This is a genomic window from Nocardia sp. NPDC088792 (genome assembly GCF_044750615.1).
Classification (GTDB): Bacteria; Actinomycetota; Actinomycetes; order Mycobacteriales; family Mycobacteriaceae; genus Nocardia.
In genome coordinates this window covers 32,592-51,148 of the sequence record NZ_JBIVKC010000002.1, presented here as the reverse complement: position 1 = coordinate 51,148, position 18,557 = coordinate 32,592, and the positions used below count along the sequence as shown (strand labels likewise).

The 18,557-nt window shown below is 68.4% G+C and carries 17 protein-coding genes; 7 read left to right on the top strand and 10 right to left on the bottom strand.

What is annotated here, in order from left to right; genetic code table 11:
• Window positions 1-78: 78 nt before the first annotated feature.
• Complete coding sequence (locus tag ACIP5Y_RS09575; RefSeq protein ID WP_400349284.1) at window positions 79-3,093, top strand: bifunctional [glutamine synthetase] adenylyltransferase/[glutamine synthetase]-adenylyl-L-tyrosine phosphorylase; 3,015 nt, start codon at window positions 79-81, stop codon at window positions 3,091-3,093.
• A gap of 23 nt (window positions 3,094-3,116) precedes the next feature.
• Here ACIP5Y_RS09575 and ACIP5Y_RS09570 read toward each other — a convergent pair whose 3' ends face one another.
• From ACIP5Y_RS09570 to ACIP5Y_RS09560, 3 genes are all read right to left on the bottom strand, one after another.
• On the bottom strand, window positions 3,117-3,767 hold the full coding sequence (locus ACIP5Y_RS09570) for an ESX secretion-associated protein EspG (RefSeq protein WP_400349282.1): 651 nt from the start codon (window positions 3,765-3,767) through the stop codon (window positions 3,117-3,119).
• Window positions 3,764-5,155 carry a hypothetical protein gene (locus ACIP5Y_RS09565; protein ID WP_400349280.1) on the bottom strand — a complete coding sequence of 464 codons (1,392 nt, stop codon included), beginning with the start codon at window positions 5,153-5,155 and terminating at the stop codon, window positions 3,764-3,766. Before ACIP5Y_RS09565 ends, ACIP5Y_RS09570 begins: the two co-directional genes overlap by 4 nt.
• Window positions 5,156-5,246: 91 nt before the next feature.
• Window positions 5,247-6,068 carry a class I SAM-dependent methyltransferase gene (locus tag ACIP5Y_RS09560; RefSeq protein WP_400349278.1) on the bottom strand — a complete coding sequence of 274 codons (822 nt, stop codon included), beginning with the start codon at window positions 6,066-6,068 and terminating at the stop codon, window positions 5,247-5,249.
• 185 nt (window positions 6,069-6,253) lie between these two features.
• On the opposite strand from ACIP5Y_RS09560, the gene ACIP5Y_RS09555 reads away from it, so the two are divergent.
• Entirely contained in the window at window positions 6,254-7,696 is a 1,443-nt protein-coding gene (locus ACIP5Y_RS09555; RefSeq protein ID WP_400349277.1) for a metallopeptidase, read from the top strand.
• Window positions 7,697-7,903: 207 nt separating this feature from the next.
• Here the strand turns inward: ACIP5Y_RS09555 and ACIP5Y_RS09550 are convergent, their stop codons facing one another.
• The 4 genes from ACIP5Y_RS09550 to ACIP5Y_RS09535 all read right to left on the bottom strand — a co-directional run bounded on the left by ACIP5Y_RS09550 (window position 7,904) and on the right by ACIP5Y_RS09535 (window position 12,837).
• The gene (locus ACIP5Y_RS09550; protein WP_400349276.1) at window positions 7,904-8,740 is read right to left on the bottom strand and encodes a lysophospholipase; all 837 of its coding nucleotides are present in this window, start codon (window positions 8,738-8,740) and stop codon (window positions 7,904-7,906) included.
• 88 nt (window positions 8,741-8,828) lie between these two features.
• Window positions 8,829-10,208, bottom strand: a complete 1,380-nt coding sequence (locus ACIP5Y_RS09545) for a M20/M25/M40 family metallo-hydrolase (RefSeq protein WP_400349275.1) — start codon at window positions 10,206-10,208, stop codon at window positions 8,829-8,831.
• The gene (locus tag ACIP5Y_RS09540) at window positions 10,205-11,857 is read right to left on the bottom strand and encodes a CocE/NonD family hydrolase (protein ID WP_400349273.1); all 1,653 of its coding nucleotides are present in this window, start codon (window positions 11,855-11,857) and stop codon (window positions 10,205-10,207) included. Before ACIP5Y_RS09540 ends, ACIP5Y_RS09545 begins: the two co-directional genes overlap by 4 nt.
• An 83-nt stretch (window positions 11,858-11,940) precedes the next feature.
• On the bottom strand, window positions 11,941-12,837 hold the full coding sequence (locus ACIP5Y_RS09535; protein WP_400349271.1) for an SDR family oxidoreductase: 897 nt from the start codon (window positions 12,835-12,837) through the stop codon (window positions 11,941-11,943).
• A gap of 220 nt (window positions 12,838-13,057) precedes the next feature.
• Here ACIP5Y_RS09535 and ACIP5Y_RS09530 point away from each other — a divergent pair, with 220 nt between their 5' ends.
• On the top strand, window positions 13,058-13,969 hold the full coding sequence (locus tag ACIP5Y_RS09530) for a LysR family transcriptional regulator (RefSeq protein ID WP_400349269.1): 912 nt from the start codon (window positions 13,058-13,060) through the stop codon (window positions 13,967-13,969).
• Window positions 13,970-14,073: 104 nt separating this feature from the next.
• On the opposite strand, the gene ACIP5Y_RS09525 is transcribed toward ACIP5Y_RS09530, so the two are convergent.
• Window positions 14,074-14,979: an oxygenase MpaB family protein gene (locus tag ACIP5Y_RS09525; RefSeq protein ID WP_400349267.1), complete on the bottom strand. Its 906-nt coding sequence runs from the start codon at window positions 14,977-14,979 to the stop codon at window positions 14,074-14,076.
• 113 nt (window positions 14,980-15,092) lie between these two features.
• Window positions 15,093-15,437 carry a VOC family protein gene (locus ACIP5Y_RS09520; protein ID WP_400349266.1) on the bottom strand — a complete coding sequence of 115 codons (345 nt, stop codon included), beginning with the start codon at window positions 15,435-15,437 and terminating at the stop codon, window positions 15,093-15,095.
• Between the two features lie 364 nt (window positions 15,438-15,801).
• Here ACIP5Y_RS09520 and ACIP5Y_RS09515 point away from each other — a divergent pair, with 364 nt between their 5' ends.
• From ACIP5Y_RS09515 to ACIP5Y_RS09505, 3 genes are all read left to right on the top strand, one after another.
• Entirely contained in the window at window positions 15,802-15,876 is a 75-nt protein-coding gene (locus ACIP5Y_RS09515; protein WP_393454191.1) for a 50S ribosomal protein bL37, read from the top strand.
• Between the two features lie 145 nt (window positions 15,877-16,021).
• Entirely contained in the window at window positions 16,022-16,201 is a 180-nt protein-coding gene (locus ACIP5Y_RS09510; protein ID WP_400349264.1) for a hypothetical protein, read from the top strand.
• A 119-nt stretch (window positions 16,202-16,320) separates the two neighbouring features.
• The gene (locus tag ACIP5Y_RS09505) at window positions 16,321-16,794 is read left to right on the top strand and encodes a TY-Chap domain-containing protein (protein ID WP_400349262.1); all 474 of its coding nucleotides are present in this window, start codon (window positions 16,321-16,323) and stop codon (window positions 16,792-16,794) included.
• A 50-nt stretch (window positions 16,795-16,844) separates the two neighbouring features.
• On the opposite strand, the gene ACIP5Y_RS09500 is transcribed toward ACIP5Y_RS09505, so the two are convergent.
• The gene (locus ACIP5Y_RS09500; RefSeq protein ID WP_400349261.1) at window positions 16,845-17,429 is read right to left on the bottom strand and encodes a TetR/AcrR family transcriptional regulator; all 585 of its coding nucleotides are present in this window, start codon (window positions 17,427-17,429) and stop codon (window positions 16,845-16,847) included.
• A gap of 89 nt (window positions 17,430-17,518) precedes the next feature.
• Here ACIP5Y_RS09500 and ACIP5Y_RS09495 point away from each other — a divergent pair, with 89 nt between their 5' ends.
• Entirely contained in the window at window positions 17,519-18,556 is a 1,038-nt protein-coding gene (locus tag ACIP5Y_RS09495; protein ID WP_400349260.1) for a beta-ketoacyl-ACP synthase III, read from the top strand.
• The last annotated feature ends 1 nt before the right edge of the window (window position 18,557 follow it).

Below are 18,557 nucleotides of genomic sequence, written 5' to 3'. Positions count from 1 at the left end.
GCCGCGACCGGACAACGATGTCCGAAATACGAGGGTAGGGCGGCACGTCACTTCGACGTGACATGTAATTTGATTCCTATGGTCCGGCCACCGACTGCTCGTTCCGCTGTCCCCGGTGTCGGACGGCTCGGTTTACTGGAGCCGTCGGCAGCCGAATCCCTCCGAGAATTGGCGTGGGACAACGTCGAGAGCGTGCCGCTGCTGTGGGCCCTGTCCCGGTCGCCCGACGCCGATCTGGCGCTGCTCACCCTCATACGATTGCGCGAGAAGCTCGGAAACGACTGGGCCGCACTGGATTACGCGATCCGGACCGATTCCTCGCTGCGCGGGCGGCTGTTCGCGCTCATCGGATCGTCGAGCGCCTTCGCCGACCACCTGGCGGCCGACCCGTCGGCCTGGCAGTTGCTGCGACGCCGGGACCTGCCCAAACGGGATGAACTGATCGCCGAGCTGCTCGACGCCGTGCACGCGCAGCCGGAGGTCGGCCCGTATTCCGGGCCCATGCTGTTCCGGGCCGGCATCTCCGGGCCCGAGGCGATCGCCTTGCTGCGCAAGCGGTATCGCGATCAGCTCATGCTGCTGGCCGCCATCGACCTGGCCGCCACCGTCGAGAACGAGCCCGTCCTGCCGTACCAGCAGGTCGGCTGGCATCTCACCGATCTCGCCGACGCCGCCCTCACCGCCGCCCTGTCGGTGGCCGTGGCGCGGGTCTGCGTGGACCGTGAGGTGCCGGTCCGGCTGGCCGTCATCGCCATGGGCAAATGCGGTGCGCGGGAATTGAACTACGTCTCCGACGTGGACGTCATCTTCGTCGCCGAACCCGCCGACACCACCGCCACCCGGCTCGCCGCCGAAACCATGAGCGTCGGCGGGGCCGCCTTCTTCGAGGTGGACGCCGCACTGCGGCCCGAGGGCAAGGCCGGTGCGCTGGTACGCACCCTCGACTCGCACATCGCCTACTACAAGCGGTGGGCGCGCACCTGGGAATTCCAGGCCCTGCTCAAGATGCGGCCCGCCACCGGCGATCTCGAACTCGGCGGCGACTACCGGGACGCGCTCATGCCCATGGTGTGGGCGGCCTCCGAACGCCCTGACTTCGTCGCCGATGTGCAGGCCATGCGGCGGCGCGTGGAAGACCTGGTACCCGCCGACCTGCGCGAACGGGAACTGAAACTCGGGCACGGCAGTCTGCGCGATGTCGAATTCGCCGTGCAGCTGCTGCAATTGGTGCACGGCAAAGCCGACGAATCGCTGCATGTGCAGGGGACCGTCGATGCTTTGGCGGCCCTCGCGGCGGGCGGGTACGTCGGCCGCGACGACGCCGCCAACCTCACCGCCTCCTACGAATTCCTGCGGCTGCTCGAACACCGTTTGCAGTTGCAGAAACTCAAGCGCACCCACACCCTGCCCGCCCCCGAGGACGAGGAGGGCATGCGCTGGCTGGCCCGCGCCGCGCATATGCGGCCCGACGGGCGGCAGGACGCGGTCGGCGTGCTGACCAGCGAGATCAAACGCAATGCGGTGCGGGTGCGGCGCTTGCACGCCAAACTCTTCTACCGGCCGCTACTGGACTCCGTCGCGCGCCTCGACGCCGACAATCTGCGGCTCAGCCCCGCGGCGGCCGTACGGCAGCTGGCGGCACTGGGTTATGTCGCGCCGGAGAACGCGCTCGGACATCTGAAGGCGCTCACCGGGGAGGTGGGCCGCAAGGGGCGGATCCAGGCGCTGTTGCTGCCGACCCTGCTCGAATGGCTCGGCGAGACACCGAATCCCGATGCGGGACTGCTCGCCTACCGGCGGGTGTCCGAGGGCCTCGACAATGAGATCTGGTTCCTGCGCGAACTCCGCGACGAAGGCGCCATCGCGCAACGGCTGATGATCGTGCTCGGGTCCTCGGCCTACCTGCCGGACCTGCTCATCAACGCGCCCGAAACCATCCGCATGTACGCCGACGGGCCCGACGGGCCGCTGCTGCTCGCCACCCAGCCCACCGACGTGGCGCGCGGAATCCTCTCCGGCGCAGGACGTTACGACGAACCGCGGCGCGCCGTCGCCACCGCGCGCTCACTGCGCCGGCACGAACTGGCCCGCGTCGCCTCCGCCGACGTACTGGGCATGCTGGACGTGCCGCAGGTATGCACGGCCCTGTCCTCGGTGTGGATCGCCACGCTGGAGGCGTCGCTGCAAGCGGTGATCCGGGCCAGCGAGGTGGAGCGCGGCAAACCCGCGCCCGCCGACTTCGCGGTCATCGGCATGGGGCGGCTCGGCGGTATGGAACTCGGCTACGGTTCCGATGCCGATGTGCTGTTCGTCTGCGATCCGCGGCCCGGCGAGGACGAGACGGTCGCCGTGAAATGGGCGATCGGCGTGGCCGAACAGGTACAGCGGCTGCTGGGTGCACCCAGCGTCGACCCGCCCCTGCAGGTCGACGCCGGCCTGCGGCCCGAGGGCCGCAACGGCGCACTGGTCCGCACCCTCGCCGCGTACGACGCCTACTACGCGCAGTGGGCGCAACCCTGGGAAGTGCAAGCCTTGCTGCGCGCCCGGCAGGTCGCGGGCGATGAAGGACTCGGCATCCGATTCCTGCACATCATCGACCCGGTCCGCTACCCCGAGGCGGGCATGTCCCCCGAAGGCGTCCGCGAAATCCGCCGCATCAAGGCGCGGGTCGACGCCGAACGCCTCCCGCGCGGCGCCAACCCGGCCACCCACACCAAACTCGGCCGCGGCGGCCTGGCCGACATCGAGTGGACGGTCCAACTCCTCCAACTCCAGCACGCCAATGCCGTCCCCGCCCTGCACAACACCTCCACCCTCGAATCCCTCGACGCCATAGAACAAGCCGCCCTCATAGACACCACAGACGCCGCCCTCCTCCGCGACGCCTGGCTCACCGCCACCAAGGCCCGCAATGCCCTGGTCCTGGTCCGAGGCAAATCCGCCGACCAACTCCCCGGCCCCGGCACCCTCCTCTCCGCCGTAGCCAAGGTCGCCGGCTGGCCCAACGACGACGGCAGCGAATTCCTCGACCACTACATGCGCGTCACCCGCCGCGCAAAAACAGTGGTGGAGCGAGTCTTCGGCGGCGAGTGACCACACTCGGCGATCTCGAAGCCCTACCCGACACGGCAGAGGCGAGCCAGCTTGCGGGCCAGGACTTCCGGCGGGCACGGCTCCAGCAGCGGCTCGCCGCCGGAGCCGTACGTGTAGCGGCCCGCACACGCGATATCGACCCAGGTCAGGTACTCCGGCGGCATCGGGCGGCGAGTGTGCGCGTGGCGGCACACCTCGATCACGCCGTGGCCGGTGAGTGGTACGTCGAGTAAGTGGTCACCGGTTTGCGATGTGTAGCCCCGGGATTCGGCGCCCGTATCGGCTGAACTTCCGAGCAACGCCACAAGGATCTCGGGAACGATCGTCGGAGTGCCCGCCGCAAGAATGACATTCGCGCCGATATCCGGATCGGGACTCGGCCGCTGAACCAGCACCACACCCAGCCCACGGTCGATGGCGGCGTACGCCCTCAACGGATGATCACGAATACCGGTGACTGCCAGGGAAATTGCTGGTTCGGCCGCGATACGCAGCGCAGTGGACAGGCCCGCGTCACGACCCCTGGGGAGACGGGCAGTGAGGGCTCGGCAGAGGTCGTCGTGGTCATCCTGGTAGCGAGCAGCCGAACGCAGGCGAAGCGGAAACGGGAAACGATCGAGGTCTGTTTCACGCCAGAGGTGAATGAACTCGTCCGGCGTGAATTCCCGGATCATCGCGGGGCCCGCTCGAAGTCGGTGAGATCGGTTCGGGCGGCGGGGATTTCGGCGCCGATCACCGGGGCGATAGTGGATTCGGGGTGGCCGAGGAGTTCTTCTGCGCGGTCACGAATCAGCCAGGCAGGCGATTTGTGGGTGCGGTCATCTGGTGGAACGCCCGGGCTGCCAGGGGAATAGAGGCCGGGTGTGGAACCGGGGGCGGGGGCCTGCGATCGGGTGGGGGCGATCGGGTTTGCGGGAGCCTTGGGGTGCGCTGGGCCTGGGTAGCTGCGACCCATGTCGCCCGGGGTGGAAGGCCCGAGCAAGCGGGGGTCACCCGGGAAACCGGGAGTGCCGGGGCCACGCGGAACGGCGGGTGAGTATGGGGCGCTGGGGGAGCCGGTCGTGGACGGCCCGGGGTCGTCGACGGAGGCAGGCCGAATTCGAGAATCGGTCGATGGATCGCCATCGCTTGTGGCAGCGTCCCCGCCCGCGATGCCGGTGTCATCGTGATTCGTGAGACCGGTGTCGGCGTGGTTCGAGGAATCATTGCCATCACGGTTCGCGGAATCAGTGCCATTGCGATTCCACGGATCGGTGCCGTTGCGATTCGCGGTGTCGATGTCGGTGGGGGCCTGCCGGTTTCGGCTGATATTCGCGTCGTTCGGTGTGCCCGGTGCGGCATCGCCGTATCGGCCTGCCGGTTGTGTTCTGTCCGTCGGTTCGAATGAGTTCGGTGCTGGGACAGACGCATCCCCGAGGGCGTCCATCGGGAAGAAGGCTGGAACTCGTGCTCCCGCTGGGGGATAGGTGGGGACGTAGTTGGCTTCCAGGGCGGCTATGGCCTGGCGGTATTGCTCTTCGCGGTAGCGCTCGAAGTCGTGGGTGCCGCCGGGCGGGGTGGCGGTCATCAGGGCGATGAGGTCGGCTGTGGTGGCGGGGAGGCTGGTGGGGGTCGGGCCGGTCGTGCGGGTGGGTGGGGGTGGGACGGTTTTGCGGACTACTTCGGCGGCGAAGGCGGCGGCGATTATGCGCCGGCCGGAGGTGAGGGTTATTTCCGCGATATCGAGTGCGTCGCGGGCGAATCGGCGGGCGGCGGTGTCGGCCGCGGTGGCGAGCCGGCCTTGCATGCCGTCGGTGAGGGCGGATTGCACCGTCAGTTGCAGGCCGGTGATGGCGCCGGTGAGATTGTCGGCGATGGTGGCCCAGGTGTCGCCGGCGGTGTGCATGGCGGCGGGGTCCATGGCGCGGACGTGGCGGTGGATCTCCGCGTGCGAGAGGGCGCCGAAGTGTTCGAGTTGCTGGATGTAGTCCGCGTCCAGCTCGGTGCGGGACACGCGTTGCTGTTCGTGTTCCGCACCTTGCAGGCATTGTTGTGCCCTGCGCCGCAGTGCATCCGGATCCATGGCCTACCTCCGATCGCTGTTTCCGGATCGGACGCGGGCGGGGCGGGACGCGTTCCGCGACGCGGGCGAATCTTCGGCGATTCGTGCGGGATCAGGGTTTGCGGGCCTGCAGGGTGTAGGAGAGCGGCAGGCGTTCGGGGTGTTCACGCAGGCGGTGCTCGCCGTCCGCGTCGCAGGTCATGCGGCCGGGGAGGGCTTCCCAAGGGACGCTGTCGTGTTCGGCGACGGCGGTGAGGGTGAGGCCGGATCGCAGCAGGGCGTCGATGATCTCGCCGAGACCGTGATTCCATTCGTGGGTGGTGGTCGCGGTGAGGGCGACCTCGGTTTCGACGTAGGTGGAGCTGTCGGACCACACCATGGGGTCGGGGGTTTCGAAGTACGGGTAGCCGATGGTGAGGCGGTCGGGGACGGTTTCGTCGATGGACCAGAGCACCGGATGGCCCTCGCGGATGAACAACCGCCCGCCGGGCCGCAGCAGACCGGCGACGGTTTCCGCCCACCGGTGCACGTCGGGCAGCCAGCACAGGGCGCCGATCCCCGTGTACACCAGGTCGAAGCGTTCGCCGCCGAGCGCCGTAACCGCCTCGTACACATCGGATTCCACGAAGTCGACCGGTGTTCCGTTGTCCGCGGCCAGCTTCCGCGCCTGCGCGAGGGAGGCCGGGGAGAAGTCGAGCCCGGTCATCACCGCCCCGAGCCGGGCCAGCGAGATGGTGTCGGTGCCGATATGACATTGCAGGTGCACGCCGCGCAGCCCGCGGATATCGCCGAGCCGGGGCAGGTCGAATCGGACCACGCCGCTGAGGAACTGCGGATCGGTGCGGAAGCGGTCGAGCGCATAGTCGGGCGAGTCCGCGTGCACGGGCGCGCGGTCGTCCCAGTTGGCCTGATTGAGGCGCCGATAGTCGCTCATGTCGTCCGACTGTGCCACGGTCGCGGCGGGGCGCCCAGTTATTTTCCGGCGCTGCGTGTCGTGCGAGGCACGCCGCTTCGTGCATGAATTCTCGTCACGAGCTGCGCTTTTTCCTTGCGACACCACCACTTTCGGCGGACCGGGGAGGGATACTCGAAGACGACCCCGGTAACTCGGGAGGGAAGATGGGGAATACGCGGCTGCGGGCAGGGCTGGCCGTCGTATTGCTGGTGGCGGGGCTGGCGCTCACCGGCAGCGGCGCACTGGAAGATGCCAAGCCGCAGCATGTTTCGACCGGCTCCGGTAATCCGGGGCAGCCCACCGGCGCGAAGTCGGACACCGGTCCCAATGGCGCGCGCGCCGGAGTCCCCGACGCGCAGCTCACCGCCGACAACGGCGACGGCGGGCCGATCGACCGGCTCGCCCTGAACGCGCTCTCCGATATCGCCGAGTACTGGAACAAGCAGTACAGCAAGACCTTCGAAGGCAGCTTCCAGCCGGTGACCCGCTTCGTCTCCTGGGATTCGACGGCCACGCAGGACCGCTCGGTGCAGTTCTGCCGTGGCAGTACCTATCAGGAGGTCAATGCCGCCTACTGCACCACCGATCAGACCATCGGCTGGGATCGGGGCAGCCTGTTCCCGCAGCTGGTGCAGAAGTTCGGGCCGATGTCGGTGGTCATGGTGCTGGCGCACGAATACGGGCATTCGGTGCAGGCGCAGGCTCGGCTCAATGGCCTGCTCACCCCGAATGTGGTGCGGGAACAGCAGGCCGACTGCTTCGCCGGCGTATTCCTGCATGCGGTGGCGGCCGGGGATTCCCGGCATTTCACGCTCAACACCACCGACGGGCTGAACGGTGTGCTCGCCGCCACCATCGCCTTCCGGGATCGGGAGCCGGGCGCGTCGGAGGACGAGCACGGGACCGCGTTCGAGCGGGTCACGGCCGTGCAGATGGGTTACACCGGCGGCGCAGACGCGTGTAAAGGCATTACGCCCAAGGAACTTCAGCAGCGCCGCGGCACGCTGCCCACCACTTTCCGCCCGGGGGAGCAGGATCGGCAGTTGCCGGTGGATCGGCCCGCGCTGACACTGATCGCGCAGTCCCTGGCCAAGGACTTCCCGATCAAACGGGAACCTGGCTACGACTATGACGGTATCGCAGGAAAGTGCCCGGACAATACTGTGACGCAAGCTGTTTCGTACTGTCCGTCGACCGGCACCATCAACGCCGATGTGCCCACCCTCGCGCAGCGGGCGGTCTCGGCCGACAGCGGAACCCTGCTCTCCGCGGTGGTCGGCGGCGACTACAACGCATTCGTGGTGTTCGTGTCCCGGTACATGCTTGCGGTGCAACAGGATCGCAAGCTCAGCCTGGTCGGGGCGGCGACAGCGGGCCTGCGCTCGGCCTGCCTCTCCGGCGCGTACAGCGCCGACCTCAGCAGGCCGGGCAGCGATCCGCAACTCTCCGTCACCGATCTCGACGCCGCCGTCTCCGGGCTGCTGTCCGATGGCCTGGCCGCCGGTGATGTCGACGGCAATGTGGTGCCCAGCGGTTTCGACCGCCTCGCAGCCTTCCGTAACGGTGTCCTCGAGGGGGCGGACAGCTGTTACGCGACTTTCAAATAGACCCTTCGGGGGCGCCCGGAGCCCGTATACCCCTCGAGCGGGCTCCGGCGCTGCCGAACCTGTGCGCCCGGGCGCTGCCGAACGGCCGCTCCCGGGATGCTGAACGGCGGCTCCCAGGATGCTGCGAACGGCCGCTCCCGGGGTGCTGTGAACGTACTCAGCCGGGGGTGCTGCGAACGGACTCAGCCGGGGGCGCTGTGAACGGACTCAGCTGGGCAGGTGCGCTTCCAGCCAGTTCACCAGGTCGTCGAGCACCTTGTCCTGTTCCGGCTCGTTGAAGATCTCGTGGTAGAGGCCGTCGTAGCGGATGACGGTCTTGTCCTTCGATCCGGCATCGCGCTCGATCAGATCGGTGCCGAGCGGATTCGCGAGCCCGTCGGCGGTGCCGTGCTGCACCAGCAGTGGCGCGGTGAGCCGGTTCAGGCGCTTCTTCACCAGGTCACCGGCGCGCAGCATCTCGGCCGCGGTGCGTACGGGCACCCCGCCGTGATGGTTGAGCGGATCGCTGTCGTAGTCGCGCACGACCTCCGGATCGCGGCTCACCAGCGTCGAATCCAGTTTCATGACAGGCAGTTTCGGGGCGATGCGGGCCAGGATCGGGGCGATGCGCCGTTCCAGCGCGCTACCGCCCTCGATCTCGACGGCCGGGCCCGACAGTGCGATCCCGGTGACATCGATGGGTGCGCGAGTCGCCAGGTAGGCGACGGTGAGCCCGCCCATGCTGTGCCCGATGACGAACCGCGGCAGGCCAGGGTGCCGGGCGGTGGCCAGATCCAGCAGGGACTGCACGTTATCGGCTGCGCCGTCGAGGGATTCGATATCCCCGCCCTTGCCGGCCGAGCGGCCGTGCCCGATGTGGTCGAGCGCGTACACGGCGAATCCGGCCTCGTTCAATCGCCGTGCGACATGCGCGTACCGGCCCGAGTGTTCCGCGTACCCGTGCACGATCACGGCGAGTGCGCGGGGTTCGCCGTCCGGCAGCCAGTCCTGCCAGAACACCCTCCCGCCCGCGCCCTGGAATTCACCGGTCTCGTTTCGGGTCATGGCGCGGCTCGCTTTCGTGTCGGGGTGGGATCGTCACGGCGCAGTAATTCTCGCGCATCCCACCCGAACCGGGGCGTTTCGCCTGAATTCAGAGCCGGTCGGCCGCTGCCAGCCGATCGAACAGCAGCCGGTAGAAGGCGATGATCCGGGCGTAATTCACGCGGGAGAGGCGTTCATCGGTGCCGTGGATGCGTTCCAGATCCGCGGCGTCGACCACGATGGGCGCGAAATTGCAGCGGGTCGCGGCGAGACCGTCGTAATAGCGGGCATCGGTCGCGCCGGGCACGATGGCCACCGTGACCGCGATACCCGGCACCACCGCGCGGGCCAGATCGGCGACCGGTTCGAACGCGGGACCCGCGAACGGATCGGCCGTCGGCTCCGAGGTGTGGCCGGACAATTCGATGTGCACCCGCTTGTCGCGGACCACGCGGCGGCAGTGTGCGAGCACACCGTCCACCGAATCACCGGGCAGGATACGGAAATTCACGAAGGCCTCGGCCCGCTGCGGCAGCACATTCGGTTTCACGCCGCCGTGAATGACGGTCGGCGCGGTGGTGGTGCGCACCATCGCCTCGGTCTGCGGTTTCGCGGCCAGCACGCGGGTCACGGCGGGGCCCGCCACATTCACCAGACCGAGCAGGCTGCGGCGCGGTTCCGACATGAATTCGCGTACCCGGGCCAGCATGTCGAGGGTCACCGGCGTCAAGCGCAACGGGAACGGGTGATCCTGGATGCGCGCGACCGCGCGGGCGAGTCGTCCCACCGCGGTCTGCTTGCCCGGCATGGAGGAATGCCCGCCGATATCCGACACCGAGAGCCGGACGGTGGCGAAACCCTTCTCGCCCACCATGATCGTGGCGACCGGCTGTTTCACGCCATCGGCAACTCCGGTGGTGATCACGCCGCCCTCGTCGAGCAGCAGATCGGCCTCGACCCCGGCTTCCCGCAGTCGCCGCGCCATCCGGCCCGCCCCGGACACTCCGAAGATCTCCTCGTCGTGCCCGAGCGCGAGGTATACGGTCCGCCGCGGCCGCACCCCCGCGGCGAGGGCCTGCTCGACCGCCTCGAGGATCCCGACCGCCCGGCTCTTGTCGTCGATCGCGCCGCGCCCCCACACGAATTCGGCGTCCACCACGCCCGCGAACGGCGGATGCGTCCATCCCGCTTCGTCATCCACCGGCACCACGTCCAGATGCGCCAGCAGAATCGCCGCCGCATCGCCGTCCGTGGCCGGTTCGCTGCCCGGCCAGCGGTACAGGCGGCTGTGGCCGAAGGTCTCGAGGGTGAGATGGGTGTGCACGAGCGGGAAGGAGTGTTCGAGGTGTGCGGTGAGCCGGTCGAACTGGGCCGGGTCGATCGCCGTCTGATCCTCGTAGGAGACGGTGGCGCAGCGCAGGGCGGCGGCGAGGCGTTCCGCGGTGGCCTCGTCGACGGTCAGCGGGTCTGCGGGGGCGGTTCGAGTCATCGGTCACCGGTCCGGGGCGGGAAGTTGACGGTCACTGTTGCATTGTTCAGTACATCACCGGGCACGGTGAGGGTCTTCTCGGCATACCACTTGGGAATCGCGTCGCTCAGGCCCCCGTGCAGGTCAGGGGTGCGCTGTTCGGTCAGCAGGGGCAGCCGCACCTGCGCCGAGGTGACGGTGACGGGCGCGAAGGCCGGCGGGTGCGCCCACACGTCGTCGATCACGTCGGTGATGCGGAAGCCGATGCGATCGCCCGCCGGGATCGGCCAGTCCTGCGCCAGCAGCCGCACCTGCGCGGTCGGCGTCACCGGCGCGATGCCGCGGGTGATGATGATGCCGCGGCCGTCCGGCTTGATGTCGTAGATCTCCAGCGCCACCGACGCTTCGGGCGTGCCGTCGAGGGTGATGGTCGCGGTCGGTGCGCCGGCCAGATGCTGGTCCGCCGCCAATGGCGGTGTGACCGACCAGATATCGCGATCCGGTCCGGGGAGCAGCCCGCGATCGGTGTAGGTTCCGGTGCGCAGGTCGACGGTCACCGGGCGGGTGTCGGCGGGCGGCCACTGCTGTTCGGAGCGATAACTGCCGTCGAACGCGCCCACGGTGACCCGCGGTCCGGGCACGGTCACGTCCTTGCCCGCTACATGCTTGTCGAAGAAGGCGAGCAGTTCGGAGTCGAACCACGGTGTGCCGCACGCGGTCCGGCACATCTGATGGCCCCACTCACCGAACCACGCCTTGTGATCGCCCGGGCCGAGCGCGTTCCACAGCTGGAAGACGCGGTCCGGCCGGGTATTGGCATCGGCGAAACCGGCTCCCAAGAACAGCGGAATCGTATTGCCCGTCAGCTTGGCGACGAGGTCACGGTCCTGCCAGAAGGGTGTGCTGTCATCGTGATTCGTGGTCTGCGCGAGGTAATCGGCGTAGCAGGCCGGATCGATCTGCAGCGCATTCGCCTTGTACTGCGGCGAATCCGTCGGATACGGCGGCGTCGACGCGATCAGCAGATGTTCGAAGCCCGCGAGGTCACCCGGCCGGAAACCGCGGTCGGACACCGGTTTGAGCGCGAACTTCCACGCGATGCCCTGCATGTACAGGTAGGCATTCGGATCCACCACCGGCTCGAACGACCCGACCGCCGCCAGCCCCTGCGGCTTCTCGGCCAGGCCCATGAGCCCGGTCCAGCCCTCGTACGAGGTGCCCAGCAATCCGACCTTGCCGGTGGACCACGACTGCTGCGCCGCCCACTCGACCGCGGTCTTCACATCCGAACGCTCACCGGGACCGCCGAAATCGGGGCAGCCGTCGGAGCCGCCGAAGCCGCGCAGATCCGCGATGACATAGGTGTAGCCGGCGTCCAGGAACATCTGGACCGGCAGATCGAGGGTGGACGGCCCGCCCTGCAACCGCGGTTCGCTCAGGTACGCCGCATGCGCGCGATAGGGACTCACCGTCATGATCACTGGCGTGCGGACGTCGTCGGCCATCCCGACCGGGCGCAGCACATCCGCGTGCAGCGACGTCCCGTCCGGCGCCGTGATGAACGTTTCCTTCCACTGGAACTGTGGGGCCGCGCCCGCCTGCGCGGGCCAGGCCACGACCCCCAACACCAGCAGCGCACCGATCAGGGCACGCCACAACACCATCCGCATGATCACATAGTGACCTTGGCGGGTGTCACCGTTTCAGACCAGCCCCCGGAAACCAGGGGCGACTCGGACGGAGCGAAGCGAATTCACTCCTGGAAGTAGTGGCCCGCCGCCAGATCGGCGAGCAAGGTCGGCTGGGCGGGTTCCCAGCCGAACTCCTTGCGCGTCAGCTCGCTCGAGGCCGGGAAGTCCAATCCGGCGAACGCGCCGAGGAATCCGAGCTGTTCCGCCGCGTCCTCCGGCGCGACGCTCACCACCGGTACGCCGAGTCCGTGCCCGATCGCCGTCGCGATCTCGCGGAACGGCACGCCTTCCTCCGCCACCGCATGCCAGCGGGTACCCGCCGGCGCGGATTCGAGCGCCAGCCGGAACAGGCGTGCGGCATCCACGCGGTGCACGGCGGGCCAGCGGTTCGCGCCGTCCCCGATATACGCCGCGCGTCCCCGCTCGCGGGCGGCCGCGATGAGCATGGGGACGAAGGCGTGATCACCCACGCCGTGCACGCTGGGCGGCAACCGCAGCACCGAGACGCGGACGCCGCGGTCGGCGAAGGTCATCGCCAGCTCCTCGGTGACATACCGCTCGATGCCGAACGGCCCGGGATCGGGCACGCTGTCCTCCGTCGCCGTCTCGCCCGAGAGCCGCAGGGGACTGCCCGATGTCACGACCAGCGGGCGATCGGAACCCGCCAGCGCGTCGGCCATGGCCGCGACGGCCCGCCGATCCGTCCGCGCCGCGGCCTGGAACTGCGAGAAGTCATGGATGTAGGCGGTGTGGATGACGCCGTCGGTCGCCGCGGCGCCGCCGCGGAGACTGTCGAGATCGGTCAGGTCGCCACGCTGCACCTGCGCTCCGGTCGCCGCGAGCGCGGCGGCCGAGGCGTCCGAGCGAGCCAGGCCGAGCACCTCGTGCCCCGCGTCCAGCAGCTCGCGAACTACGACGCTACCGACGAAACCGGTTGCGCCCGTAACGAATACACGCATTGCTCTCTCCTCGAGAAGATGGATGGTGAACCGATCCGCCGCTCCGGATCGGATGGCCGGGCCGTGTGTCTCGGATGGCTGGGCCGTGCCTTCAGCCTCGGTCTCCCGGGGTCCGCCCGTCCAAGACCGGTTTCGCACCACGCAATGCGATTCGGGTATCGCCGCAGTACCGGCCGCTTATCGCGGAATATCGGCGGCCCGCCCGGGATTACGATCGGGTATGCCCGATTCACCGTCGGCCGACCTCGATCTGCGGCTGGTGCGGTACTTCACCGCCGTCGCCGAACACCGGCACTACGGCCGCGCCGCCGAAGCCCTGCGGATCGCCCAGCCCTCCCTGAGCCGTCAAATCCAGCGCCTGGAAAAGCAATTGGGCGTGCGGCTGCTGGATCGCACCCCGCAGGGCACCCGCCTCACCGACGCGGGTGAGGTGTTCCTGCCCCGCGCCAAGGCGCTGCTGCGCACGGCCGCGCAGACCGCCGCCGTCACCCGCGCCGCCGCCGAACCCCGCCACCTCACCATCGGCTACACGCTGAACATGATCATCACCCCGGCCGTGCGGGAGATGCGCCGCCGCCATCCGGAGGCGGAAGTGCGCTCCCGGCACATCGAATGGGACGCGGCCCGCGAAGCCCTGCTCGAACATCGGGTGGACGCCCTGGTGACGCGCATGCCGATCGCCACCGACCGGCTGCACGTCACCATCCTCTACGACGAACCGCGAGCGGTCCTCGTGCCGCTCGAGCACCGGCTGGCCGGCAAGGACTCGGTCGGCCTCGCCGATATCGCCGACGAGCCCCTGCCCCGGCTGGCCGACCCGGCCTGGAATGCCTTCTGGCGCATAGATCCCCGCCCCGACGGCAGCCGCGCACCCGACGGTCCGCTGGTGACGACCCTGGAGGACAAGCTCGAACTCATCGCCGCCGGTGAGGCCGTGGCCATCGTGCCGGCGGGCGACAAGATCGTCACCTTCCGCGCGGATCTGACCGCGATACCGCTCGAGGACGTCGAACCCTCCCGCGTCGTGCTGGCCACCCGGGCCGGCGATACCAATCGGCTGCTGGCCGACTTCCGCAAGTGCGCCCACGCCCTGCTCACCGGCCCGGAGTCACCGGCGGCCCGAACTCCTTGACCGCCGGGCGGGTGAATTGCGCAGCGCCCCGGGGTCATTGCCGCGTGTCCGAGCGCGGGTGGGCTGTATCGGTTCCTGATCGTGTGTCCGCGTGTTCGAGCGGGCTATACCGGACGCAGGCTGATGATCTTGCGCAGCCGGGCGCGGTCGCGTTCGACGCGGCGGGCCTCGTAGGCGATGGGGAAGTAGCGGACGCGTTCCGGCAGTACCGGCACCGTGCGGCCGATCACCCAGCCGAGTGCGCGCAGGGCGCGTTCGTCCTTCGCGGTCCAGTCGAGTCCGAGCCGGGCGCGCACCGACTCCGGTGTGGTGCCGACGGTGAAGAAGTACTGCAGGCGGCCGACCGGCAGGGTCACGGCCCGCCACAGCGGGTGCAGGGGAGCGGGAATCTGGCTGGGCGGGGCGATGTTCCGGATGACCTTCAGATAGTCGTAGGCGACATTCGTTACGGCCAGGTGGTTTTCGACCTGATCCTCGAACCAGGGCAGCCATTCGGCGTAGGTCGCCGGAATCTCCTTGGGCGCCACCGAGAAATTGCGCATGAGCTGCACCGTCTCCTGGTAGTACGCCTCCTTGTCGGCGTCGGTGAGCTTATCGCTGGAGAAGTACTTGTTGCCCTCGGTGAAGGCGAAGACGCCGGTGTGCAGCACCCACGCCCACGGACCGGAGGACAGTGCCCGGTGCTTGACGCCCTGGGCATCGGTGGAGTTCAAGGTGGCGTGCATCTTCCGCAGCCGTTCCGCCTCGGCCAGGGCCTCGTCGCCGCCGTACACCCACATCATGACCGAGGCGAGGCTGCGGACCGCCCGGCCCAGCGGGTCGGTGCGGAAGGTCGAATGCTCGTCCACCACCGCCGCGATGCTCGGTTCCATGGTCTGCAGCAGGAAGGCGGACCCGGCGGTGAGCGAGAAGGTGACCAGCCCGACGTCGTCCCACATGCGGCTGCCCGGTTCGAAGGGGCGGCGTTCGGGGCGGGTCCCTCGGTGCTGTTCGAGTGCGGCGGCGGTCACGGCGATCTCCTTTGATCGTCATCCGGCCGGGCGCCGACCGCCCGACAAGATGAGAGAGTTGCTTTCAAATCGTCTCATCATGTCGGGCGTGAGGCAAGGCGCAAGGGAATCTCTCAGGGGTTCTGCAGAATGCCGACCACATTGCCCGGCTCGAACTCCACACTCGCCACCAACCGGCCGCCACCCACCACGTGTACGGCCTCCTTCTCGATCGCGCCCGCCTCCAGCAGCGCCTCGAAGCTCTTGCGAATGTCCGTGACGTGCGCGTAAGCCACCGGACCGAGCACGCCCGCACCGTCCTTGTTCGGAATCAGGCCGATGTCCTGGCCATCGATATTCCAGCCCACGTAGTACGGCGCATCCGCAATGGGCGCGACGCCGAGCATCGCATGGAAAACGGCCTTGGCCGCCTCCAGGTCATTGACGGTATAGAGGATGGTCTGCAGTCCAGCGGTCATCGCAGTCTCCTTGTCGAGGGTCGTGCTTGCTGATCTTGCCGATAATCACCATGACCGATACTGCCGCGCGGCCGCTCGCCGGGTGGAAAGGTTTCGTAAATCCGCGGCGCCGAATCTTGCGGGCCGGTTCCCGTTCCGGTCTGCTGGCAACGTGGCCCCTTCCATGCTGGAACTCTACGGATTCGGAAGCGAGGACGAACCGCCTCAGCGCAGTTCGTCGCTCGCCTGACTCCTCGGGCACTCTCACCGGTTCCCGCCGGTTCACCGATTCTCGGTTCCGACCGAATTCGCATGGCGTCGCGCGTTTTTCGCGTGGCCCTGCCCACATCCTTTCGCCTGCGCGAAAACCGAACGGAGATAGACCATGTCCAAACGCGCCGACAAGAAGCGCGCCCGCCGCAAGAAGAAGGCCAACCACGGCAAACGCCCCGGCGCCTAGGTCGTGTCTCGAAGTGAGTGATGTAGCCCGGGTGTCTTGATGATTCGGCCCTGCCCGGTGCGCTGATCTTCACGCGAGATTTACGGCCACCCAAGTGTTTATCGGCCAGAATGGACGGCTGAGTGAAATTACGGAAGGAAGTGCGATGAGCGCAATGGCGGCAGTGGTACACGCCGGACACTCGCCGAATTTTGCTGCGCTGCGGGTGCAGTTGCGGGAATTCGCCGCGCGCCACCTGATGGCGTCGCGGGGTAGCGATGAACGAATCCTCGGCTGTACTCCGCTCGCCGTGCTCGGTCCCGCTCCGCGACGCGTGCGCGGCTGAAAAAGATCAACTCGGAGCCGCGGTGGCGACCAGTCGACGCCGCCGCGGTTTCCGCTGATCATCTGCGCTCCCATGACATTTCGTGCCAGCCGTACTTCGACGGCGTATGATCGGCCACGATGGGCACCCGGGGGCACAGCGAGCGAGTAGAGACAACCGACTGGGACGTGTTCGCCGGAGCACTGACCGGGACTCTCGCGAGATTGCCCTCCCGCGCCAACCTGATCCTCGCCGCCAGCGGTAATCGCTACGTGCAGTTCCAGGCGTTCGATATCCGGCTATCCGCCGAACTCACCGGCAATTATTATCTCGTGGAACCGATTTCGGAATCCGCCGCCGAGCGATTACGCAGCCTGGGCTGGATCCCACCGGCCCTGCAGCACGAGATCGAGAACTGGCACCGCACCCTGCACTGGCCCATCCCCGCGCGCGGCCTCGAAGACCTGGCCCGCTCCGCCACCCTCGGCCTGCACGACGCGCTCGGCGTGAATTCACCCGACGAGCTGCGAGTCACCGGATGGTCCGATCCCACAGGCGATCTGGACCTCAGCGCACTCAGCGCGGCCACCCCGCACACCTTGCCCCACCCCTGAATCCCGCCGGGCGACAACGGCAGCTGGGCAAGGCCCCCGTCTCGAGGGCCTCATTCCTTCCCCGGGAGCTGGTGGCTCAACAGGATCGCCAACTGCGTGCGGGCGTCATCGAACGGATGCAGTGACTTGAGCGCGCGGCTCTGCACGATCGCCCCCTCGATCACCGACAGCAGCACCCCCGCCACCGAGCACGCGGTCTGCGGCTTCATGCCCGCCGCGACCAGACCGTCGGCCAGCCGGGCGGTCCACTCCGCGAACGCCTGACCCGCGGCCGACTGCACGGTCGGGTCCGATTCGTCCAGTGCGGCGGCCATCATGAACGATCCGGCCCGGTACTCGCTGGATTCCAGCTGATTGCGCCAGAAGGCGAGCAGATCGTCCAGCCAGCCTTCCACGGTCGGTGCGGTCGCGAGCGCGTCGGCCATCTTGCTGACGTGCGTGTAAACGATGCGCGACACGATTTTGGCGGCCGTTTCGACCAGTTCGCCCTTGCCGGAAGGGAAGTGCTGATACAGCGAATTCCGGGAGGCATTGCTGCGTTTCAGCAGCTCACTGAGGCCGGCCGCGTGGACACCGTGCTCCTGCACCGTGGTGATGGTGCTGGCAATCAGTCGGGCGCGGGGTCCGGCCGTCATGTTTGCTCCTCCTGCCCTTGCGTGAACCGATCGGTCCATGTTAAACCTTGGGCACGCGTGAACCAATCGGTTCACTTCGAGAGGATGCCATGCCAACCCACATCGCCACCGCCCCACCGGTCGCCCACGCCGCCCTGCTCGGCCTCGGGGTGTACCGGCCCCGCCGGGTGGTCCCGAACTCGGAGATCGTCGACAAGATCGACTCCTCCGATGAGTGGATCCGCACCCGTTCCGGCATCGAAGCCCGCCACTGGGCCGAAGCCGACGAAACCATCGTCTCCATGAGCACCGCCGCCGCCCGCGACGCCCTGCACGCCGCCGGCCTCGAAGCCGGACAGGTCGACGCCGTCATCCTCGCCACCTCCTCGCAGATGGTGCTCGGCCCCTCCGCGGGCGCGATCGTCGCCACCGAACTCGGCATGCACGACACCGCCGCCTTCGACGTCTCCGCCGGCTGCGCCGGATTCTGTTACGCACTCGCCAACGCCGCCAACCTGATCCGCTCCGGCCAGGCCCGCCACGTCCTGGTGATCGGCGTCGAACGCCTCTCCGACCTGCTCGACGTCCACGACCGCACCTGCGCGTTCATCTTCGCCGACGGCGCGGGCGCGGTAGTCGTCGGCGCCTCCGACACCGAAGGCGTCGGCCCCGTCGCCTGGGGCTCCGACGGCGCCCAGACCGACGCCATCAAGCAGGACAAGGACTTCCAGCAATACTTCGCCGAAGTAGCGGAAGCCGAAGCCACCGGCGGCACCACCGTCCGCCCCTACATCCGCATGAACGGCACCGCCGTCTTCCGCTGGGCCGTCACCTTCCTCGAAAAGGCCTGCCGCGACGCCCTCGACCAGGCCGGCGTCGCCGCCGAGCAGCTCGACGCCTTCGTCCCGCACCAGGCCAACAGCCGCATCACCGACGCCCTCATCCGCACCCTCGGCATCCCCGACTCGGTAGCCGTCGCCCGCGATATCGCCCAGACCGGCAACACCAGCGCCGCCTCCATCCCCATGGCCATGGAGCAGCTGTTGCGTTCGGGCGCTTCGAAACCCGGCGACACCGCCCTCCTCCTCGGCTTCGGCGCCGGCCTCGCCTACGCCGGCCAGGTAGTCAACCTCCCCGCCATCGCCTGAC

Bases quoted from the DNA above. Each gene is read 5' to 3' on its own strand.
- ACIP5Y_RS09575 (WP_400349284.1), top strand. From the start codon at position 79: ATGGTCCGGCCACCGACTGCTCGTTCCGCTGTCCCCGGTGTCGGACGG.
- ACIP5Y_RS09570 (WP_400349282.1), bottom strand. From the start codon at position 3,767: ATGATCCGGGAATTCACGCCGGACGAGTTCATTCACCTCTGGCGTGAA.
- ACIP5Y_RS09565 (WP_400349280.1), bottom strand. From the start codon at position 5,155: ATGGATCCGGATGCACTGCGGCGCAGGGCACAACAATGCCTGCAAGGT.
- ACIP5Y_RS09560 (WP_400349278.1), bottom strand. From the start codon at position 6,068: ATGAGCGACTATCGGCGCCTCAATCAGGCCAACTGGGACGACCGCGCG.
- ACIP5Y_RS09555 (WP_400349277.1), top strand. From the start codon at position 6,254: ATGGGGAATACGCGGCTGCGGGCAGGGCTGGCCGTCGTATTGCTGGTG.
- ACIP5Y_RS09550 (WP_400349276.1), bottom strand. From the start codon at position 8,740: ATGACCCGAAACGAGACCGGTGAATTCCAGGGCGCGGGCGGGAGGGTG.
- ACIP5Y_RS09545 (WP_400349275.1), bottom strand. From the start codon at position 10,208: ATGACTCGAACCGCCCCCGCAGACCCGCTGACCGTCGACGAGGCCACC.
- ACIP5Y_RS09540 (WP_400349273.1), bottom strand. From the start codon at position 11,857: ATGCGGATGGTGTTGTGGCGTGCCCTGATCGGTGCGCTGCTGGTGTTG.
- ACIP5Y_RS09535 (WP_400349271.1), bottom strand. From the start codon at position 12,837: ATGCGTGTATTCGTTACGGGCGCAACCGGTTTCGTCGGTAGCGTCGTA.
- ACIP5Y_RS09530 (WP_400349269.1), top strand. From the start codon at position 13,058: ATGCCCGATTCACCGTCGGCCGACCTCGATCTGCGGCTGGTGCGGTAC.
- ACIP5Y_RS09520 (WP_400349266.1), bottom strand. From the start codon at position 15,437: ATGACCGCTGGACTGCAGACCATCCTCTATACCGTCAATGACCTGGAG.
- ACIP5Y_RS09510 (WP_400349264.1), top strand. From the start codon at position 16,022: ATGAGCGCAATGGCGGCAGTGGTACACGCCGGACACTCGCCGAATTTT.
- ACIP5Y_RS09505 (WP_400349262.1), top strand. From the start codon at position 16,321: ATGGGCACCCGGGGGCACAGCGAGCGAGTAGAGACAACCGACTGGGAC.
- ACIP5Y_RS09500 (WP_400349261.1), bottom strand. From the start codon at position 17,429: ATGACGGCCGGACCCCGCGCCCGACTGATTGCCAGCACCATCACCACG.
- ACIP5Y_RS09495 (WP_400349260.1), top strand. From the start codon at position 17,519: ATGCCAACCCACATCGCCACCGCCCCACCGGTCGCCCACGCCGCCCTG.